General features: G+C 68.0%; 17 protein-coding genes. 6 read left to right on the forward strand and 11 right to left on the reverse strand.

Annotated elements, in window-relative coordinates; all coding sequences use genetic code 11:
• Positions 1 to 52: 52 nt before the first annotated feature.
• The 4 genes from DACI_RS16775 to DACI_RS16790 form a co-directional block, all read right to left on the reverse strand.
• A complete protein-coding gene (locus tag DACI_RS16775) occupies positions 53 to 1,261 on the reverse strand; it encodes a tetratricopeptide repeat protein (protein ID WP_225970938.1) in 1,209 nt (402 codons plus the stop codon).
• A gap of 140 nt (positions 1,262 to 1,401) precedes the next feature.
• Positions 1,402 to 1,863, reverse strand: a complete 462-nt coding sequence (locus DACI_RS16780) for a hypothetical protein (protein ID WP_012205170.1) — start codon at positions 1,861 to 1,863, stop codon at positions 1,402 to 1,404.
• A 3-nt stretch (positions 1,864 to 1,866) separates the two neighbouring features.
• A complete protein-coding gene (locus DACI_RS16785; protein ID WP_043781761.1) occupies positions 1,867 to 2,475 on the reverse strand; it encodes a peptidoglycan recognition protein family protein in 609 nt (202 codons plus the stop codon).
• 211 nt (positions 2,476 to 2,686) lie between these two features.
• The gene (locus DACI_RS16790) at positions 2,687 to 3,634 is read right to left on the reverse strand and encodes a DMT family transporter (RefSeq protein WP_012205172.1); all 948 of its coding nucleotides are present in this window, start codon (positions 3,632 to 3,634) and stop codon (positions 2,687 to 2,689) included.
• A gap of 145 nt (positions 3,635 to 3,779) precedes the next feature.
• Between DACI_RS16790 and DACI_RS16795 the strand changes: the two genes are divergently transcribed.
• Positions 3,780 to 4,703: a LysR family transcriptional regulator gene (locus DACI_RS16795; protein WP_043783476.1), complete on the forward strand. Its 924-nt coding sequence runs from the start codon at positions 3,780 to 3,782 to the stop codon at positions 4,701 to 4,703.
• Here the strand turns inward: DACI_RS16795 and DACI_RS16800 are convergent.
• The 7 genes from DACI_RS16800 to DACI_RS16830 all read right to left on the reverse strand — a co-directional run bounded on the left by DACI_RS16800 (position 4,700) and on the right by DACI_RS16830 (position 12,087).
• Positions 4,700 to 6,265: a PhnE/PtxC family ABC transporter permease gene (locus DACI_RS16800; RefSeq protein WP_012205174.1), complete on the reverse strand. Its 1,566-nt coding sequence runs from the start codon at positions 6,263 to 6,265 to the stop codon at positions 4,700 to 4,702. The genes DACI_RS16795 and DACI_RS16800 overlap by 4 nt on opposite strands.
• A complete protein-coding gene (locus tag DACI_RS16805) occupies positions 6,256 to 7,080 on the reverse strand; it encodes a phosphonate ABC transporter ATP-binding protein (RefSeq protein WP_012205175.1) in 825 nt (274 codons plus the stop codon). Before DACI_RS16805 ends, DACI_RS16800 begins: the two co-directional genes overlap by 10 nt.
• Positions 7,081 to 7,099: 19 nt before the next feature.
• On the reverse strand, positions 7,100 to 7,984 hold the full coding sequence (locus DACI_RS16810; protein ID WP_012205176.1) for a putative selenate ABC transporter substrate-binding protein: 885 nt from the start codon (positions 7,982 to 7,984) through the stop codon (positions 7,100 to 7,102).
• A 164-nt stretch (positions 7,985 to 8,148) separates the two neighbouring features.
• Positions 8,149 to 9,315, reverse strand: a complete 1,167-nt coding sequence (locus DACI_RS16815) for a mandelate racemase/muconate lactonizing enzyme family protein (protein WP_012205177.1) — start codon at positions 9,313 to 9,315, stop codon at positions 8,149 to 8,151.
• 36 nt (positions 9,316 to 9,351) lie between these two features.
• Complete coding sequence (locus tag DACI_RS16820) at positions 9,352 to 10,059, reverse strand: SDR family NAD(P)-dependent oxidoreductase (protein ID WP_012205178.1); 708 nt, start codon at positions 10,057 to 10,059, stop codon at positions 9,352 to 9,354.
• The gene (locus DACI_RS16825) at positions 10,049 to 11,026 is read right to left on the reverse strand and encodes a Bug family tripartite tricarboxylate transporter substrate binding protein (RefSeq protein ID WP_012205179.1); all 978 of its coding nucleotides are present in this window, start codon (positions 11,024 to 11,026) and stop codon (positions 10,049 to 10,051) included. The genes DACI_RS16820 and DACI_RS16825 overlap by 11 nt, the downstream gene beginning before the upstream one ends.
• 122 nt (positions 11,027 to 11,148) lie before the next feature.
• Positions 11,149 to 12,087 (reverse strand): dihydrodipicolinate synthase family protein, encoded by a 939-nt coding sequence (locus DACI_RS16830; protein ID WP_012205180.1) that lies wholly within the window; start codon positions 12,085 to 12,087, stop codon positions 11,149 to 11,151.
• A gap of 123 nt (positions 12,088 to 12,210) precedes the next feature.
• Here DACI_RS16830 and DACI_RS16835 point away from each other — a divergent pair, with 123 nt between their 5' ends.
• From DACI_RS16835 to dld, 5 genes are all read left to right on the forward strand, one after another.
• Positions 12,211 to 13,233, forward strand: coding sequence for a LysR family transcriptional regulator (locus DACI_RS16835; protein ID WP_013802740.1), 1,023 nt, complete (start codon positions 12,211 to 12,213; stop codon positions 13,231 to 13,233).
• Between the two features lie 435 nt (positions 13,234 to 13,668).
• A complete protein-coding gene (lldP, locus tag DACI_RS16840) occupies positions 13,669 to 15,351 on the forward strand; it encodes an L-lactate permease (RefSeq protein WP_012205182.1) in 1,683 nt (560 codons plus the stop codon).
• Positions 15,352 to 15,536: 185 nt separating this feature from the next.
• Positions 15,537 to 16,343 carry a transcriptional regulator LldR gene (gene lldR / locus DACI_RS16845; RefSeq protein WP_012205183.1) on the forward strand — a complete coding sequence of 269 codons (807 nt, stop codon included), beginning with the start codon at positions 15,537 to 15,539 and terminating at the stop codon, positions 16,341 to 16,343.
• Between the two features lie 10 nt (positions 16,344 to 16,353).
• Positions 16,354 to 17,493: an FMN-dependent L-lactate dehydrogenase LldD gene (gene lldD / locus DACI_RS16850; protein WP_012205184.1), complete on the forward strand. Its 1,140-nt coding sequence runs from the start codon at positions 16,354 to 16,356 to the stop codon at positions 17,491 to 17,493.
• Positions 17,490 to 19,244: a D-lactate dehydrogenase gene (gene dld, locus DACI_RS16855; RefSeq protein ID WP_012205185.1), complete on the forward strand. Its 1,755-nt coding sequence runs from the start codon at positions 17,490 to 17,492 to the stop codon at positions 19,242 to 19,244. Before lldD ends, dld begins: the two co-directional genes overlap by 4 nt.
• The last annotated feature ends 115 nt before the right edge of the window (positions 19,245 to 19,359 follow it).

The following is a 19,359-nucleotide window of genomic DNA, read 5'->3' on the forward strand; positions in this document are numbered from 1 at the left end:
CCAGCATCTTGGGTGCCCTACATTTCTTGGTGGCCCGGTCGCCCGGTGTGGCTCAGCCGAACAGGCGCGACCAGAATCCGCCTTTTCCCCCCACCTGCTGGCGGGCTCCCTGCATGTGGGCGCGTATGCCGAGCAATTGGGCATCGCCCGGATCGTGGCGCAGGGCGATCTCGACCAGTTCAGGCTGAAGGTGCGAGGCCTTGAGCTGGCCCAGGGCCCTGAGGGCGGTGACCTTGTGCGCATGAACGAAGCTCATGCTGCGAACTTCCCATTGCGCTTGCTGTTGCTGCGGCGAAAGCTGCGCATAGCGGCGCTCGGCTTCGGCCACGATGTCGAGGACGTCTTGGTGGTGGCTGGTCTCGTTGAGATAGGCGCACGCGGTCTGCGCGCAGTCCAGATACAGGCCGGTATCAAGCGCGTAGTCCTCCATCAGCAGCAGTGACAGGTCGGTGGCTTGCTTGCGGTTCCCCAGTTGCCGATAGGCATGGCGCAGGTTTTCCAGCAGGGCCTGGAAACAGGTCTGCTGCAGCCCGGCTTCGAGGACGGCGGCCGCCTGCTCGTACTGTTCCTGCGCGTTGTACAGCACGCCCAGGTTGTTGCAGCACATGGCATAGGTGTGGATGTCCAGCGCGGCGGGCGCGGCCTCCTGGCCGTTTGCCGGCGTGCCGGCGCTGGCGAAGCGCTCCAGACAGCGTTCGTAGAGTGTGGTCTGCAGGCGCTCGATTTCCTGCAGGGCCGCTGCATCCGTGTCGGGGCGCTTCCACTTGCCCACGGTCACGCCGGCCGTGTAGTAGTCGGGTGCCGCCGGGCTATCAGCCAACTCGGGATAGGAAAAGATGCTGCGCCAGGGCACGGCATGCTCCATCTCGAAGATGCGGGCTTGCAAGTCCGCCTGGGGCTGCAAGGCATGAGACTTGCGGTAGGCGGCCAGCGCGGGCTCGGGTTCGTCCAGCCAATAGTGGGCACTGCCCAAATAGCGGTGTCCATAGGCATTGCCTGGTGACATCGCCAGTGCGCGCTGTGCCCATTCGCCGACCTGGCGCAATGCCGCACTGCGGTCCTCGGTGAATTGGTCACTGGAATCGAGATACACCAGGCACAGCATCAGCCATGACCATTCGCTACCCTGGCCTGATTCGGCAGTGGCCTGAATACTGGTCAAGAGGCTGGCAATCGCTTCGTTGTCCAGATGGCTGAAAACCGTGGTGCCGGACCATAGCGCATGCATGCGCGCGTGGTCGCCCTGGCTGAAGGAATGCATTCCTTGGGAAATCAGTCGGTCCATGGTCTGTTGGGAATATTGTGGAAGGCGCCATCGTATCCGCTGTGTTTGACAGGAGGATGGGGCGCCACTCAATCGGAGTGACAAGACGCCTTTGTAGACAATGTCTGAACAACAGGTCAAAGCCCCGTCAACTGCGGCAATGCCTTCTCGCAGGCCTTGCGGCACAGGTAGCGCAGGTCCTGTTCACCATCTTCACTGCGCAGGTAGCCGGCACCGGCGGCGTTGATATTCCATTCATAGACCTTGCCCGAGCGCAGCAGCCGTCCGCTGAAACTGCAGGGCAGGATGATGGATTCCTCGTGGAAGCTGCCAGCCGAGACTTGCTTTGCCGTCGCGAAATAGCGGGCCACGTCGGCGGCGTCCAGGCTGACTTTCTCGCATCCCATGGTCTCGCCCGTGCCCACGGAACGGGTGACCGGGCCGATGACGGAAATGGGTGCCGCCTTGGCCGCGTGCTTGGGCGTGGATGTGGAAGTAGATGAGGCCTGCAACGGCGCATGCAGGCACAGCATCACGGCAGCCCAGGCGGCAATGCGCAGGCTGCGAGAGGGATTGTTGAAAAGCTGGCTGGATGGCATGGCTCAGGCTCCCGTGAAGATGTAGCGCAGCAATTGGGCGCCTTCGGTCGCCTCCTTGCGGGCAATGGCGCCGTGGGAGTAGACATCGGACAGCAGTTTGAGCTTGTAGTGGTCCACCAATTGCTGGGTCAGCCATTTGGTCTGGAACAGCTGCGATTGGGTGGGCGCCTCGTAATCCTTGGTCGATGGCAGGAAACGGCCCACCACCTCGATGCCCACGGAGTCGCTGTTGGCCGGATAGCGCAACGGGTAGGCCTTTGTGTTCTCGTGCGATGACACATTCTTGGCCCGCTTGCTGAAGCTCAGGCCCTTTTGGTGCAGCAGGGCATTGATGTTCTTGAGTTCCGTGGGATCGCAGGTGCTCTCGTTGACGCAGCGCGGCTGAAGAATTCCCACATGCCAGCAGATCTTTTCCAGACTGGCGGTTTGGTAGATCTTCCCGTCCTTCTCGATCAGAAAGTGCGCCCCCGTCTTCTGGCCGCTCTTGTAGGCATTGAGCACGCTGGCGGCCGTGGACGAGTCTGTGCGGTGCAGCACGATGGAGGTTACGGCCAGCAAGGCGCCGTGCTCTATGGATGGATAGGTCTTGACTTCGACGCTTTTGTCTACCATCAATCCTTTTTCGATAGTGGCCAATTATTTCTCCCTCTGTATTCCGGCTGAATGAATGCGAATGGCGGAAAGCCGGCAGAGCATACGGGCTGAAGGGATATAAATAATTCGAAATGTACTGTGCATCTCTTTATTGGAAATATATTGAAACAATTGGGTGCATTTCATGAAGGATGGATGAATTCCGGAAATCTCCGGAATTCACAGGGGCTCAATGGCGGCGCAATGCAATGCCTGCGCGATGACCCACGACTGCGACGAGGATGAAGCCCATCCCCGCCCACTGCGCCGCCGACGGCACAGCGCCAAACCAGACCAGGTCCACCAGCAAGGCCATGGCGGGGTAGACGAAAGACAGTGCCGCAATGGCGGGCGCCGGCAGCCGCTGGAATGCGGCATACATCACCGTGTACATGAAGGCCGTATGGACCAGTCCCAGGGTCAGCACCATGGAGGCGGCCCGCGCTGACAGCAACTGTGGGCTGGCTGCGGCGATATGGGTGAGCAGCGGCAGGGCCCACAGGCTCAGCACCAGTCCGCCCGCAAGCATCTGCAGCATGGCGATCTGGGCCGAGGGCATGTGGCCCAGGCGGCGCGTGGCGACCGTGGTGCCTGCGTAGAGAGCGGCGGCCAGCAGGGCCAGGGCCACGCCGACCCATGCGCCTGTTCCAGCATGCGATGCATCCATGCCGTCCAGCCCGACCAGGCCGCTGCTCAGTGCCACCCCCAGCAGGGCCAGCAGCAGCCAGGGCAGCTTGCGGCGTTCGACGGGCTCGCCCTGCAGCGCCGACAGGGCCAGCAGCATGAAGGGCTGCACGTGATAGACCACGGTGGCCACGGCGATGGAGCTGTAGTGGTAGGCGCTGAAGAGGGCGACCCAGTTCAATACCAGGGCGATGCCGCCCCCGGCCAGCCACAGCCATTCCCGGCCTTGAGGGGCGACCCATTCGCGCCGCCAAGCCAGCCACAGGCCCAGGCCCAGTGCGCCCAGCACGCAGCGGGCGAATACGACCAGCAGCGGCGGCAGCGCGCTTTCCACGACGAGCAGGCCGATGGTGCCCGACAGCGCCATGGCCAGCAGCATGCGCCAGGTGCCGCCCTGGCTGGTTCGGGGCCGTGTGGGTGAGGTTGCAGAGGTGAGGCTGGGGCTGTGGGACATGGTGTCGATTCCTGGGCGCGCTTCGGTATGGAGCGCATGGGCGTATCTTGCAGACCCTGCAATCAATCAACAATCCGCCAGTCATTCAAATTAATATTGCCTGCCATGCAACAAAGACCGGAGTGGCGCCTTGCCCGATACCGCCATGCCCCTGGATGAAATGCTGGTCTTCGCCCGCGTGGTGGAGCACCAGAGCTTTGCGGGCGCGGCCCGGCAATTGGGGCTGACGACCTCGGCCGTGAGCCGCAGCGTGGGGCGGCTGGAGGCGCATTTCGGGCTGCGGCTGCTGCAGCGCACCACGCGCTCGCTGTCGCTGACCGAGGCGGGGGCCGAGATCCACCAGGCCTGCCTGCGGCTGGTGGCGGATGCCCAGGCCGTGCAGGCGCTGGCCGGCCAGCTGCGCCAGCAGCCGCGCGGGCTGCTGAAGATCAGCGCGCCGGCCGTGCTGGGCGACATCTGGCTGTCGCCACTGCTGCCGGGTTTTTGCGCGCGCTGGCCCGAGGTGCAGGTGCAGGTGGACATGACGGACCGCATGGTGGACCTGGTGGCCGAGGGGCTGGACCTGGGCCTGCGCATCAGCGTGCCGGGCCAGATCGCGCCGGGGCTGGTGGCGCGGCCGCTCAAGACCATCCGCTATGTGCTGGTGGCCACGCCCGGCTATCTGGCGCGGCATGCGCAGATCACGGAGCCCGGGCAACTTCTGGCGCATCCCTTCATCAGCCTGGGCTACGGGCAGTTCCAGAACGAGGTGGAATTGCGCCCGCTCCACCCTGCGGCCGCGCCCGCCACGCGTCTGCTGGTGAATACGCCCATCACCATTGCCAGCAGCCTGGGCATCATCCACGCGCTGCAGCAGGGGCCGGGCATAGGCGTGGTGGCCGACTTTGCCGCGCAGGCGGCGCTGCAGGCCGGGCAGCTGGCACCCGTTCTGCCGGGCTGGGCGCTGTGCGGCAAGTACGCGCCGCGCGTGGTGCATGCGGTCTATGCGCCCACGCGCCATGTGCCGCTGAAGCTGCGGGCGCTGATCGACTACCTGGTCGAGGAGGAAGGCGAGGGTGCCTCGGCCTAACCCATGCGCCTGCGCAGCGCCGCGCTGGCCCAGTCCACGGCCACGGACAGCGCCAGCATGGCGATGATGACGGTGCTGGCCTGGGCATAGTGGAACAGCGACAGCTCGAAGTACAGCAGCTGCCCCAGCCCGCCCGCGCCCACGAAGCCCAGGATGGCGGCCATGCGGATGTTCATCTCCCAGCGGTACAGCGTATAGGCCAGCAACTGCGGCGCGGCGCCGGGCAGCGTCGCGTAGAGGAAGGCCATGGCGCGGCCGCTGCCGGACAGGCGCAGCGCTTGGGTGGGGGCGGCGGGCTGGTTCTGCAGGGCCTCGGCATACAGGCGCCCCAGCACGCCCGCCGTGTGCAGCGCCAGCGCCAGCGCGCCTGCGAACGGGCCCAGGCCCACGGCCAGGGCGGTGATGGTGGCCCAGACCAGCTCGGGCACGGAGCGCAGCACGTTGAGCACCAGGCTCCAGGGAGCGCGCCAGCGCGGCAACGCCAGCAGCAGGCCCAGCACGGCCGCCAGCAGGGTGCCTACCACGGAGATGGCCAGCGTCTCCCACACGCCCACGGCCACCTTGCGCAGCCATTCGGCGCTGGTGTCGGGCGGGAAGAAGCTGATGACGAACTCCAGCATGGACCGGCCCGCCGCGCCGGTGAACAGCGAGGGCAGGTCCATCTCCAGCATGGCAAAGCTGGCGGCCACGCCCAGCGCCAGGGCGGCGCAGGTGAGGGCGCTGCGCCAGCCCCAGGCGCTGGCACGCGCGGCGGGTGGCGTGTCCAGCGCGCGGCGCAGGCCGCGCGAGAGCAGGTCGGCACCCCAGACCAGCAGCATGAAGGTCAGCAAGATGGTGGAGGCCTCGCCGCCGTTGAGCATCTTCATGGCCTGGTCCATGAGCTGGCCCAGGCCGCCCGCGCCCACAAAGCCCATGACCACCGAGGCGCGTATGGCGCACTCCCAGCGGTAGACGGTGTACGAGGTCAGCTCGCGCGCTGCCTGGGGCAGCAGGCCGTAGAGCATGGCCAGCGGCCGGCGCGCGCCCGCCTGCGCCAGGGCACGTGCGGGTGCGGGGTCGGCCGACTCCAGGATTTCCGCATAGACCTTGGCCAGCATGCCGCCATAGGTCAGTCCCAGGGCCAGCACGCCAGCGGCCGGCCCCAGGCCGAAGACGCGCACGAAGACCAGGGCCCAGACCAGCTCGGGCACGCCGCGCAGGATGGTGAGCAGGCCGCGCGTGACGGGCTTGAGCGCCCGCCGCTCGCGCGCGGCGCCCGTGACAAGGTAGGCCAGCGGCACGGCCAGCACAAAGGCCAGGGCCATGCCGGCCGTGGCAATGGCCAGGGTCTCCAGCGTGGCGCGGCCCAGGTAGCCGAGGAAGTCGCGCCCGGTCTCGGGCGGCAGAAACGTGGCCAGAAAGCGGCCGATGACCTGCAGGTTGCCGGGATCGAACAGCGCGCCCAGGCTGAAGCCTGCGCCCTGGAACAGCGGCCACAGAACGACGGCGGCGAGTACCAGTGCGCCGAGGCGGCGGGGCGCGGCGGGATCACGCAGCGCGTGCAGATCGGAACTCAACGGCATGCGGATGCGGACAGCGGTGCGGCAAAGGCGGCGGGCGCGGGTGTCCACGCAGGGCGGGAGGGATCATCGCCAGGATGCTCGGACCCATACAGCGTACGCAGGTGTTCCTGCGTGACTTCAGCCGCCGGCAGGTCGAAGGCGATGGCGCCATCGCGGATACCCACGATGCGCGCAAAGCAGGCCAGCGCCAGGTCCACGGCATGCAGGCTGGCCACCAGGGTGGCGCCGCGCGCGGCGGCTTCGTGCACCAGCAGTTGCACGGTGGACAGGGCCAGGGCTGGGTCCAGCGCGGCCACGGGCTCGTCGGCCAGGATGAGCTCGGCCTGCTGGTAGAGCACGCGGGCAATGCCCACTCGCTGCAACTGCCCGCCGGAGAGCTGGTCGCAGCGCGCGAACAGCTTGTCTGCCAGCTGCACGCGGGCCAGGGCCTCGCGCGCGCCAGCGGTGTCCTGTGGGTACAGCAGCGAAGCCAGCGCCTTCCACGCCGGCCACCGGCCCAGCCGCCCGGCCAGCACCGCCGTGACCACGCGCTGGCGCGGCGGTATGGGCGGCGCCTGGTGCACCGTGCCGATGCGCGCGCGCAGCAGCCGGGGTGCGCCCGCGCTGGACGCAGGCACCTCGTTGCCCAGCACGCTGCGCCGGCCCTGGCTGGGCGCCAGCGCCGTGCCGATGACGGACAGCAGCGTGGTCTTGCCCGCGCCCGAGGGGCCGATCAGCGCAATGGCCTCGCCCTGGCGTGCGGCCAGCGTCACGCCGCGCAGCGCAATGCCGCCGCCGGCGTGGGTCAGGCCCACGCCTTCCAGTTCAAAGCTCATGGATTGCGCCTGCTGCGGCTTACTTGAGCAGGCCGGCCGACTTGGCGGCAGCCTCGATGCCTTCGTAGTTCGAGGCCTGGGTGGGCACGAAGCGCGCGGCGCGCTGCAGCTCCAGGATGGCCTTGTGCTCGGGCTTGGCCGGGTCCAGCGCCAGGAAGGCGTCGGTCAGCTTCTTGACCAGGGCCGGGTCCAGGTCGCCGCGCACGGTCCAGTTGTAGTCGAAGTAGGGCGGCGTGGTGGCGAACACGCGCACCTTGCTGGTATCGACCTTCTTGGTCTCCACCAGCTTGTCCCAGACCGAGGCGTTGAGCACGCCGGCCTCGGCCTTGCCTGCGGCCACGAAGGCCACGGTGGCGTCATGCGCGCCGGAGAAGGCCACGGTCTTGAAGTCCTTCTCGGGGTTGATGCCGTCCTGCTGCAGGAAAAAGCGCGGCATCAGGCTGCCCGAGGTGGACGAGGGCGCGCCAAAGGCGAAGCTCTTGCCCTTGAGGTCGGCCAGGGTCTTGATGGCGGGGTTGGCCGTGATGAACTTGGAGGTGAACTTGGCGTCTTCCTCACGCTGCACGATGGGGATGGCCGTGCCGTTGGTGCGGATCTTGGCCTGCACGAAGGTGAAGCCGCCCAGCCATGCCAGGTCCAGCTTGCGCGTGGCCAGCGACTCGACCACGGCGGCGTAGTCGGTCACGGGCGTGAACACCACTTTCATGCCGGTCTGGGCCGAGAGGTACTTGCCCAGCGGCTCGAACTTGCGCTGCAGCTCGGTGGGAGCTTCATCCGGGATGGCCGAGACGCGCAGCACGGCGGGTTCGGCGGCCAGCGCAGGCAGGCTGGACAGGGTGGAGGCGGCCAGCACGCAGGCAGCCGCCTGGCGCAGCGCCGAGCGGCGCGCAGGAATGTGGTTCATGGATGGGCTCCGTTCAATCAGCCACCGCCGTCCGGATACACGGCGGTTTAATGGGCGCCCGGGATGACCGGGCGCCGAAGGTACAAGGGCGGTACACCGACCGCTGAGGCTGCATTGTAGGGAGCGGGCTTTTCCGTTGGGGAGCGTCAGATATGGGGTGCGCCTCAGGCCGCCAGCGCGCGCATCTCGGCGATCAGGTCGGCCTTGCCCTCGAAGCCTATGCCCGGCAGCGGCGGCAGGGTGACGTGGCCGTTGTCCACCTTCACGCCGTCGGGGAAGCCGCCATAGGGCTGGAACAGGTCGGGGTAGCTTTCGTTGCCGCCCAGGCCCAGGCCGGCGGCAATGGCCAGCGACATCTGGTGGCCGCCGTGCGGAATGCAGCGGCTGGGCGACCAGCCATGGGCCTTGAGCATGTCCAGCGTGCGCAGGTACTCGACCAGGCCGTAGCTGAGCGCGCAGTCGAACTGCAGCCAGTCGCGGTCCGGGCGCATGCCGCCGTGGCGGATCAGGTTGCGCGCGTCCTGCATGGAAAACAGGTTCTCGCCCGTGGCCATGGGACCCTGGTAGACCTCGCCCAGGCGGGCCTGCAGTTCGTAGTCCAGCGGGTCGCCGGCTTCCTCGTACCAGAACAGCGGGTACTGGCCAAGGGCGCGGCCATAGTCGAGCGCGGTGGCCAGGTCGAAGCGGCCGTTGGCATCCACGGCCAGCTGCTGGCCCGGGCCCAGAATTTTGAGCACGGACTCGATGCGCTCGCAGTCCTCGGCCAGCGAGGCGCCGCCGATCTTCATCTTCACCACCGAGTAGCCGCGCTCCAGGTAGCTTTCCATCTCGCGGCGCAGGCCGTCCAGGCCCTTGCCGGGGTAGTAGTAGCCGCCAGCGGCATAGACGAAGACGCGCGGGTTGGGCGTGCCGCTGCCGTAGCGCTCGGCCAGCAGCTGGTACAGGGGCTTGCCCGCTATTTTTGCCGTGGCGTCCCAGACGGCCATGTCGATGGTGCCCACGGCCACCGATCGCTCGCCGTGGCCGCCGGGTTTTTCATTGATCATCATGCGCGCCCAGATCCTGTGCGGGTCCAGGTTGTCGCCGCTGTCGTCCAGCAGGCTGGCGGGCTCGGCCTCCAGCACGCGCGGGATGAAGCGCTCGCGCATCAGCGCGCCCTGGCCGTAGCGGCCGTTGGAGTTGAAGCCGTAGCCGATGACGGGGCGGCCGTCGCGGATCACGTCCGTGACCACGGCCACCAGGCTGAGCGTCATCTTCGAGAAATCGATGTAGGCGTTGCGGATGTCCGATTTGATGGGACGGGTGGATTCGAGGATGTTGACGATTTTCATGGTGCTTGCGGATGAAGGATGGGTGTCGGGGTGATCTCAGCGCGGCAGCGACGAGCCGCCGCAGATGGCGATGTCCTGCCCGGTGATGGCGGCGGCTTGCGGCGACAGCAGGTAGCCGACCAGGGCGGCGATCTCGGCCGGCTCTATCAGCCGGCCCAGCGGCGGCAGGCGCGGCGCGCTGCCGGCACGGGCGGGGTCGCCCAGCATGGCGGTGGCCGTGGCAGCCGGGGAGACCACGTTCACCGTCACGCCCTGGCCAGCGACTTCAGCGGCCCAGCTGCGTGCCAGCGCAACCAGCGCGGCCTTGGTGGCCGCGTACTGCCCGCGCCCGGGCATGCCCTGGGCCACGCGGCTGCCGATGAAGACCACGCGCCCGCCGCCGCGCGCGGCCATGCCGGGCACGATGGCGTCGGCCAGCCGCGTGGCGGCATCCACATGCAGGCGCCACATGAGCTCGCCGCCCGCGTGGTCCAGCAGGCCCAGCGGCCCCACGCGCAGCACGCCTGCGGCATGGACCAGGGCATCGGGGGCGGGCCGGTCCCGGTTGGCCTGGGCCGCCTGGGCAATGGCAAGGCCGTCGCACAGGTCCACGCGCAGCGGGTGGAAGGCTTCATGCGCCAGGCTGGCGGGCGCCAGGTCCAGGCCGGTCACGCGCCAGCCTGCATCCAGCAGCGACTGGGCAATGGCGCGGCCTATGCCGCTGCTGCTGCCGGTGACCACGGCGTGGCGCAGTTCATTCGACACGGATGTTCCCCTCGGTCACGATCTTCTGGGCGCGCTCCATGTCGCTGGCCTGGAACCTGGCGAAGTCCTCCACGCTGCCCGGCGACAGCAGCAGGCCCTGCTCGCGCAGCTTGTCCTTGAGATCGCCCGCCAGCGCCTTGTTGACCTCGGTGTTGAGCCTTTTGATGATGTCGGCCGGCACCTTGGCCGGCGCCCACAGGCCGTACCAGCTGTAGAACTCGTAGCCGGCAATGGTCTCGCCCACCGTGGGCACATCGGGCAGGCTGGGCGCGCGTTGGGCCGAGGTGACCGCCACCACGCGCAGCATGCCGCCCTTGTGGTACTGCAGGGAGCCCAGGATGGGGTCGATGAAGCCGTCGATCTGGCCGCCGATCAGGTCCTGGAAGGCGGGGGCCGTGCCCTTGTAGGGGACGATGAGGTAGTCCAGCTGGCCCGCACGCTTGAGCAGTTCGGTGGACAGGTGGCCTGCCGAGCCGATGGAGCCCACGGCAAAGGTCATCTTGCCCGGATGGGACTTGGCATAGGCCATCAGCGACTTGATGTCGGTGATGGGCAGGTTCTTGTTGATGGCCACCGACAGCGGCGCCTTGGCCACCAGGGCCACGGGGGCGAAGTCCCGGTTGACCTGGTAGGGCACGGTCTTCATGGTCATGGGCGCCGTGGTGAAGGTGGAGGCGTTGAACAGCAGCGTGTAGCCGTCCGCCGGGGCCTTGGCCACGATGTCGCCGCCGATCACGCCGTTGCCGCCGGGCCGGTTGTCGATGATGAATTGCTGGCCCGTCTGCTCGCCCAGCTTCTGCGCCAGTTGCCGGCCCACGGCGTCCAGCGTGCCGCCGGGCGGGAAGGGAATGACCACGCGCACGGGCTTGGCAGGCCAGGCCTGGGCACCGGCCGGGCCGGCCAGCGCCAGCAGGGCGGCGCCTGCGGCAGCGCCCAGGGCCGCGCGGAGGAAATGATGGCGTTGCATGGTGTCTTGTCTCCTGTCGTGCTTTTGTTGTTGTCCGAAGGGGCCGCGCAGCTCGGGCCGGGCCAGGCTGGTTGCGCGGCAAGAGCCTGTGTCTATGTCTGTGTGTGGCCTGCGGCCTGCGTTCAGCGCTTGAGCAGCCCGGCCTGCGCCACGGCAGCGCGCAGGGCCTGCAGCTCCTGGGCGTTGGGCGCCTCGGTGGGCGGGCGCACGGTGGCGTCGTCGATCACGCCGGCCAGGTACATGCCGCCTTTCATGCGGGCGTGGGCCTCGCCCGTGGGCTCGCCGCCGCCGTAGACGGCGTCCTTGAGCGGCGTGATCACGGCCTGCACCGCTATGGCCTTCTTCAGGTCGCCGGCCTTGACGGCATTCCACAGGTCGATGATGAGCTGGGGGATGAAGGTGGCGAAGCCGACCAGGGCGCCGTCCACGCCCTGGACCATGGAGGCCAGCAGGTACTCGTCATGGCAGGTCAGGATGGCCTTGGCGGGATTGGCCTCGCGGATGGCCTGGATGTCGCGGGCGTACTTGTTCATGTCGCGCTGGCCCACCTTGAAGGCCTGCACGTAGGGCAGGCGCGCCAGCTCGGCCAGCAGCTGCGAGGAGTAGGAGGCACGCGTCCAGGCCGGGTAGACGTGGCAGACCAGGTCCAGGTCCGGCGCGGCGCGGTGGATGGCCTCGAAGTACTGCAGCGCATGGCCGGGCGTGAAGCCGAAGCGCAGCCAGTGGTGGGGCGGCATCACATCCAGCGCCACCGCGCCTGCGGCCTGGGCGGCACGCGCATGCTCGGCCGCATCGGCCAGGCCTTCGCAGACGATGGAGGAGATCACGGGCAGCCGGCCCCGCAGCTCGTCGGCCACGATGCGCGTGACCTCGGCGCGCTCGGCCGGCGTCAGCGCGAACACCTCGCCCGTATGGCCGTTGGTCATCACGGCGACCACGCCCTCATGGCCTGCCAGCCACGATGCCAGCCTGCGCAGCGCGGGCTCGTCGATGCGGTGGTCGGGCGTGAAGGGGCAGGAAATGGCGGGAATGATGCCGCGATAATTCGAGATGGAAGTCATGAGGCTTGTCTCCGTTTTGGGATGTGTGTGAACGACGGATGGATCATTTCCCGCCGCGCCCGCACGGTCCAATACTCGAATCGCATACATCTATCCATCCGAGAACCACAACGACTGGAGACCATGGGACCTGGCAATCGCCCCCTTGACATGGAGTGGCTGGAAGACTTTCTGGCCCTGGCCGAAAGCGGCAACTTCTCGCGCGCGGCAGAGGCCCGCTCCATCGCCCAGCCCGCCTTCAGCCGGCACATCCGCGCGCTGGAGGAATGGGTGGGCGCCGAGCTGTTCGACCGCAGCGCGCATCCGGCCGCGCTCACCGCAGCAGGCCAGCGCTTCCAGCCCTTGCTGGAGGATGTGCTGGCCAAGCTGGAGGCGGCGCGCATCAAGGCCCGCGCCGCGCACGACCAGGCCGCCGCCAGCCTGCGCTTTGCGGCCACCCATGTGCTGTCGCTGACCTTTTTCCCGCGCTGGCTGGGCACGCTGGAGTCGCAGTTGCGGCTGGGGCCGATACAGACCATCTCGGACAGCTTTCACGCCTGCGAGGACCAGGCGCTGCAGCGGCGCGTGCAGTTCGTGCTGTGCCACGGCCATGCCGAGGTGCCGGGCCGGCTGGACGAGGCCGGCTACCCCATGCTGCAGCTGTCCGAAGACATGCTGCTGCCCGTGTCCGCGCCCTGGCCGGACGCGCCGGGCCGCGCGCTGCATGCCATAGACGCCGGGTCCGCAACGGGAGGCGGCCAGCCCCTGCCGCTGGCCGTGCTGGCCTACAGCGAGGCCTCGGGGCTGGGGCGCATCATGCGTTCGCGCCTGCGTGGGCTGTTTGGCGCAGGCGGCGCCGGCACGGCGGGCGAGGGCGATGGCCGGCCCGAGCTGCCCCAGGGCGCGCAGACCGTGTTCACCGCTCACCATGCGGCCCTGCTCAAGGCCATGGCGCTGGAGGGGCGCGGCGTGGCCTGGCTGCCGCGCAGCCTCATCGTGGACGAGCTGCGCAGCGGCGCGCTGGTGCTGGCGGGCGGCCATGCCTGGTCCGTGCCCGTGGAGATCCGCCTGTACCGCCAGCGCGCCGACATGGCCGATGCGGCCGAGGCGCTGTGGACCGTGGCCTGCAGCCAGCCGCGCATGAGCGCCGAACCCGCGCGGCGCTGATCGCCCGCGCCCGCGCTTGCGCTCGCCTCACCGCTGCTTTTCTTCAGATTTCCTTCCGCTTTGCGCACCACCTGGGCCTGCCCTGGCGGTGCGTCTTGCTGCGCGCTGCACCAAAACAAATCCGTAAATTGGTCTGACCAATAAACATCATGGTGCAGTATCTGCACTGTTTTAGGTGTTTACCCTGTTCATCTATGGGCTTGAAAGCTCTGAGAATCGCACCACTTCGCGCAATGGTCTGAATTTGGTCTTAATTGGTTGGACCAATTCGCTAATGGCCCCACAAGGCGCCAGCGCGGGGAACACTCCCGGTCACCGTTGCAGCCAGCCAGCAGACATCCACTGCGGATCGCACCGCATGCCAACGCTGTGACGAGAGGGAGTGGCCGACAAGGGGCGCTTACCGCGCCCTCCCCATCATCTAGAGACACGGTCATGCAAACCATCTGGCAGCAGAACTACGATCCCGCCGGGAACATCTGGATCTCGGCGCTGATCGCGCTGATTCCCATCATCTTTTTCTTCCTGGCGCTGACCAGGTTCCGTCTCAAGGGCTACCAGGCCGGCACCGTCACCGTGGCGCTGGCGCTGGGCGTGGCGCTGCTGTTCTACAAGATGCCCGTGAGCGCGGCACTGGCCTCGGCCGTGTACGGCTTCTTCTACGGCCTGTGGCCCATCGCCTGGATCATCGTGGCGGCCGTGTTCCTCTACAAGATTTCGGTCAAGACAGGGCAGTTCGACGTGATCCGCTCGTCCATCCTGTCGGTCACGCCAGACCAGCGGCTGCAGCTCATCCTGGTGGGCTTTTGCTTCGGCGCCTTCCTGGAAGGTGCTGCCGGTTTCGGCGCGCCCGTGGCCATCACGGCGGCGCTGCTGGTGGGCCTGGGCTTCAAGCCGCTGTATGCAGCGGGCCTGTGCCTGATCGCCAACACGGCGCCCGTGGCCTTCGGCGCCATGGGCATTCCCATCATCGTGGCCGGGCAGGTCTCGGGCGTGGATGCATTCGCCATCGGCCAGATGGCCGGGCGCCAGCTGCCCTTCATGACCGTGCTCGTGCTGTTCTGGCTGATGGCCATCATGGACGGCTGGCGCGGCGTCAAGGAAACCTGGCCTGCCGTGCTGGTGGGCGGCGGCTCCTTCGCCGTGGTGCAGTTCCTCACGGCCAACTTCATCGGCCCCGAGCTGCCGGACATCACCTCGGCCATCGTCTCGCTGGTGGCGCTGACGCTGTTCCTCAAGGTCTGGCAGCCCAAGCGCATCTTCCGTTTCGACACGGAAGGCGAGGGCGGCAAGGCTGCGGCAGTTGCAGCACCGGCCATCACCTCCGGTGCACCGCTGACAGCAGGCGCCGTCATCAAGGCCTGGTCGCCCTTCATCATCCTCACGGCCATGGTGACGGTCTGGAGCATCAAGCCCTTCAAGGCGCTGTTCGCCGCAGGCGGCCCGCTGGCCTCCACCGTCATCAACATCCCCGTGCCCTTCCTGCACAACCTGGTGGAGAAGACGCCCCCCGTCGTGGCCGCCGCTGCGCCCTACGGCGCGGTCTACACCTTCAACTGGCTGCTGGCCACCGGCACGGCCATCCTGATCGCGGCGCTGATCACCATCACCTTCACGCGCCTGTCTCCCGCCAAGGCCGTGGCCACGCTGGGCGAGACCTTCAGGGAGCTGGCCGTGCCGATCTACTCCATCGGCATGGTGCTGGCCTTCGCCTTCGTGGCCAACTACTCGGGCCTGTCGGCCACGCTGGCCCTGGCGCTGGCGCACACGGGCCAGGCGTTCACGTTCTTCTCGCCCTTCCTGGGCTGGATCGGCGTGTTCCTCACGGGCTCGGACACCTCGGCCAACGCGCTGTTCGCCGCGCTGCAGGCCACGACGGCGCAGCAGCTGGGCCTGCCCCAGGTGCTCACGGTGGCGGCCAACACCACGGGCGGCGTGACGGGCAAGATGATCTCGCCCCAGTCCATCGCCATTGCCTGCGCGGCCGTGGGCCTGGCAGGCCGCGAGTCGGACCTGTTCCGCTTCACGGTCAAGCACAGCCTGATGTTCGCCGTGATCATCGGGGTGATCACCACGCTGCAAGCCTACGTATTTACGTGGATGATCCCGGGGTATTGACATGAAACACCCCCTGAGTCGCTGCGCGCCTTCCCCCTCTCTACCCGCTTCGCGGGGGAGGGGGACGACACCCTCGCGGCGGGGCGGCCCTTGCTCGGTGTCCCTGGCTTGGGCAGTGCGGGTTTCATGCGATGAGGCTGGCGCATAGCGCCGTGAATCACTGAAAACCAATTCTGAGAATCCCCATGCGCGTTGCCGATCAAGTTGTCGAGAAATTGCTTGCCCTGGTGCAGGCCAGCGGAGTGCAGCCCGGACAGCGGCTGCCCGCGGAGCGGCAACTGGCGGCCGAGCTGGGTGTCTCGCGCACCTCGGTGCGCGAGGCCATACAGAAACTCACCAGCCAGGGCGTGCTGGTGGCGCGGCGCGGCGATGGCACCTACCTGCAGGAGCCGGCGCCGGCTGCCGAGCCTGCGGACTGGCTCAAGGACGCCATGCGGCCGCTGGCCGGCCTCATGGAGTCCGACTCCCACTACCGTTACGACGTGCTGGAAACCCGCCATGCGCTGGAGACCAGCACGGCCTGGCTGGCCGCCCAGCGCGCCACGGAGCGCGACAAGGACCATATCCAGCGCTGCTTCGAAGTGATGATCCAGCACCAGCAAAGCGGTCACGCCGAGCTGGCGGCGCGTGCCGACGCGCAGTTCCACCTGGCCATTGCCGAGGCCTCGCACAACCTGGTGCTGGTGCAGGTCATGCACAGCCTGTTCACCGTGGTGCTGTCCACGGTGGAGCGCAACCGCCACGACATGTTCCGCCTGAGCGCCCCCCAGACCCTGCAGGAGCTGACCGTGCAGCACCAGAGCCTGATGCAGGCCATCCTGGACGGCGACCCGCAGCGCGCCCGCGAATGCATCGGCGAGCACCTGGAGCATGTTCGCACCACCATCCAGCGCCTGGACGAGGACCGCGCGCGGCGCGAGCGCTCCATGCGGCTGCCTCTGGACGCCGCGCCCGCGCTGCTGCCCACTTCAGACCTGATACGAAAGACATGAGACACCCATCATGATCATCTCCTCCACCTCCGACTACCGCGCAGCGGCGCAAAAGCGCCTGCCGCCCTTCCTGTTCCACTACATCGACGGCGGCGCCTATGCCGAGCAGACGCTGCGCCGCAATGTGGAAGACCTGGCCGCCGTGGCGCTGCGCCAGCGCGTGCTCAAGGACATGAGCCGGCTGGACACCAGCATCGAGCTGTTTGGCGAGAAGCTGTCCATTCCCGTGGCGCTGTCGCCCGTGGGCCTGACGGGCATGTACCGCCGCCGCGGCGAAGTGCAGGCCGCGCGCGCGGCCGACGCCCATGGCATTCCGTTCACCATGTCCACGGTCTCGGTCTGCCCCATCGAAGAGGTGGCGCCCAAGATCAAGCGCCCCATGTGGTTCCAGCTCTATGTGCTCAAGGACCGGGGCTTCATGCAGAACGCGCTGGAGCGCGCCCAGGCGGCCGGCTGCTCCACCCTGGTCTTCACCGTGGACATGCCTGTGCCCGGCGCGCGCTACCGCGATGCGCATTCGGGCATGAGCGGCCCGAATGCCGCCATGCGCCGCTACTGGCAGTCGGTCACGCACCCGGCCTGGTCCATGGACGTGGGCCTGCTGGGCCGCCCGCATGACCTGGGCAACATCTCGGCCTACCGGGGCAGCCCCACGGGCCTGGCCGACTACATCGGCTGGCTGGGCGCCAATTTCGATCCCTCCATCTCCTGGAAGGATCTCGAATGGATACGCGCCTTCTGGAAGGGCCCCATGGTCATCAAGGGCATCCTGGACCCCGAGGACGCCAAGGACGCGGTGCGCTTTGGCGCCGACGGCATCATCGTCTCCAACCATGGCGGCCGCCAGCTCGACGGCGTGCTGTCCTCGGCCCGCGCGCTGCCGGCCATTGCCGATGCGGTCAAGGGCCAGATCAAGATCCTGGCCGACTCCGGCATCCGCAACGGCCTGGACGTGGTGCGCGCCATCGCCCTGGGCGCCGACTGCGCCATGATCGGCCGCGCCTTCATCTACGCCCTGGCCACCTCCGGCGAGGCGGGCGTCAAGCACCTGCTGGAACTATTGGAAAAGGAAATGCGCGTGGCCATGACGCTGACCAGCGTGAGCAAGGTATCCGACATCACCGGCGACCTGCTGGTGCGCCAGCCATGAGCGCGCTGCAGACTCCGGTCGTCTCCCGCGAGGACCTGCTGCTGCAGTTGCGCGAAGCCGTGGGCGCCGCCCATGTGCTCACCGACGACCAGGCCACGCGCCGCTTTCGCAAGGGCCACCGCACGGGCGAGGGCCCGGTGCTGGCCGTGGTGCGGCCCGCGACGCTGCTGGAGCAGTGGAAGGTGGTGCAGGCCGCCGTGGCGGCCGGGCGCATCGTCATCATGCAGGCCGCCAACACGGGCCTGACGGGCGGCTCCACGCCCGACGGCGCGGACTACGACCGCGAGATCGTGCTCATCAACACCTTGCGCATCACCGGCGTGCAGGTCATTGGCGGCGGCGCCCAGGTGGTCTGCCTGCCCGGCGCCACGCTGGACCGGCTGGAGCAGGCGCTGGCGCCGCTGGGGCGCGAGCCGCATTCGGTGATCGGCTCGTCGTGCATCGGCGCCTCGGTGCTGGGCGGCATCTGCAACAACTCGGGCGGCGCCCTGGTGCGGCGCGGCCCGGCTTACACCGAGCTGGCGCTGTACGCACGTGTCTGCGACGACGGCTCGCTGGAACTCGTCAACCACCTGGGCATCGCCCTGGGCCGCACGCCCGAGGAAATCCTCACCCGGCTGCAAAACGGCGACTACACCGAGTCCGACATCGCCCACGATGCGCAGCGCGCCGCCTCCGACCCGCGCTATGCCGAGGCCGTGCGCGCCGTGGACGAGGACACGCCCGCGCGCTTCAACGCCGACCCCTCGCGCCTGTTCGAGGCCTCGGGCTCGGCCGGCAAGCTGTGCCTGTTCGCCGTGCGGCTGGACACCTTCCCCAAGGAGCCCAGTACCGTCTTCTACATAGGCAGCAATGCGCCCGACGACCTCACGGCCGTGCGCCGCGAGCTGCTGACCGCGCTGCCGCGCCTGCCGATCGCGGGTGAGTACATCCACCGCACGGCCTACGACATCGGCGAGAAATACGGCAAGGACACCTTCCTGCTGATCGACCGCTTCGGCACGGCCAGGGTGCCGGCCGCCTTCGCTCTCAAGAGCCGCGTGGACGGCTTCTTCGAGCGCTTCGGGCTGCGCGGCGTCACCGACCGCGTGATCCAGGCGCTGACCAACCTGCTGCCCAGCCACCTGCCCGCGCGCATGCGCCAGTGGCGCGACCGCTACGAGCACCACCTGCTGGTGCGCGTGTCCAACGACACGGCCGAGGCCACGCGTGAATTCCTCACGCGGCACTTCAGCGGCAGCACCACGGGCGGCTGGTTCGAGTGCGATGCCGACGAGGGGCGCAAGGCCTTCCTGCACCGCTTCGCCATCGCGGGCGCGGCCATCCGCTACCGCGAGGTGCACCGCGCCCAGGTGGAGGACATCGTGGCCCTGGACGTGGCCCTGCGCCGCAACGACCGCGAATGGGTGGAGCAACTGCCTGCCCAGGTCGAGCGCGACATGGTCCACAAGCTCTATTACGGCCACTTCTTCTGCCATGTCTTCCACCAGGACTACATCGTCAAGAAGGGCGTGGACCCGCTGGCCATGGAGCACCGCATGTGGGAACTGCTGGACGCGCGCCGCGCCGAGTACCCGGCCGAGCACAACGTGGGCCACCTCTACGTGGCCAAGCCTGCCCTGGCGGGCTTCTACCGCGAACTGGACCCGACCAACACCTTCAACCCCGGCATAGGCCACACCTCGCGCAAGCTGGGCTGGGAGGAGTGTTGCGACCGGCCAGGGGGATGGCCCAAGGGGTATTCGGAGTAGGGGGAAGCTGTGCGGGAGGGTACGCCAGGGCAGACTGGCGCATCACATCCGCAGCTCTGCCGGATCGCCATCGGCCAGGATGGCGTTGATGGTCTCGATGGCCATGACCGGATCG

This window comes from Delftia acidovorans SPH-1, from assembly GCF_000018665.1.
Taxonomy (GTDB): domain Bacteria; phylum Pseudomonadota; class Gammaproteobacteria; order Burkholderiales; family Burkholderiaceae_C; genus Comamonas; species Comamonas acidovorans.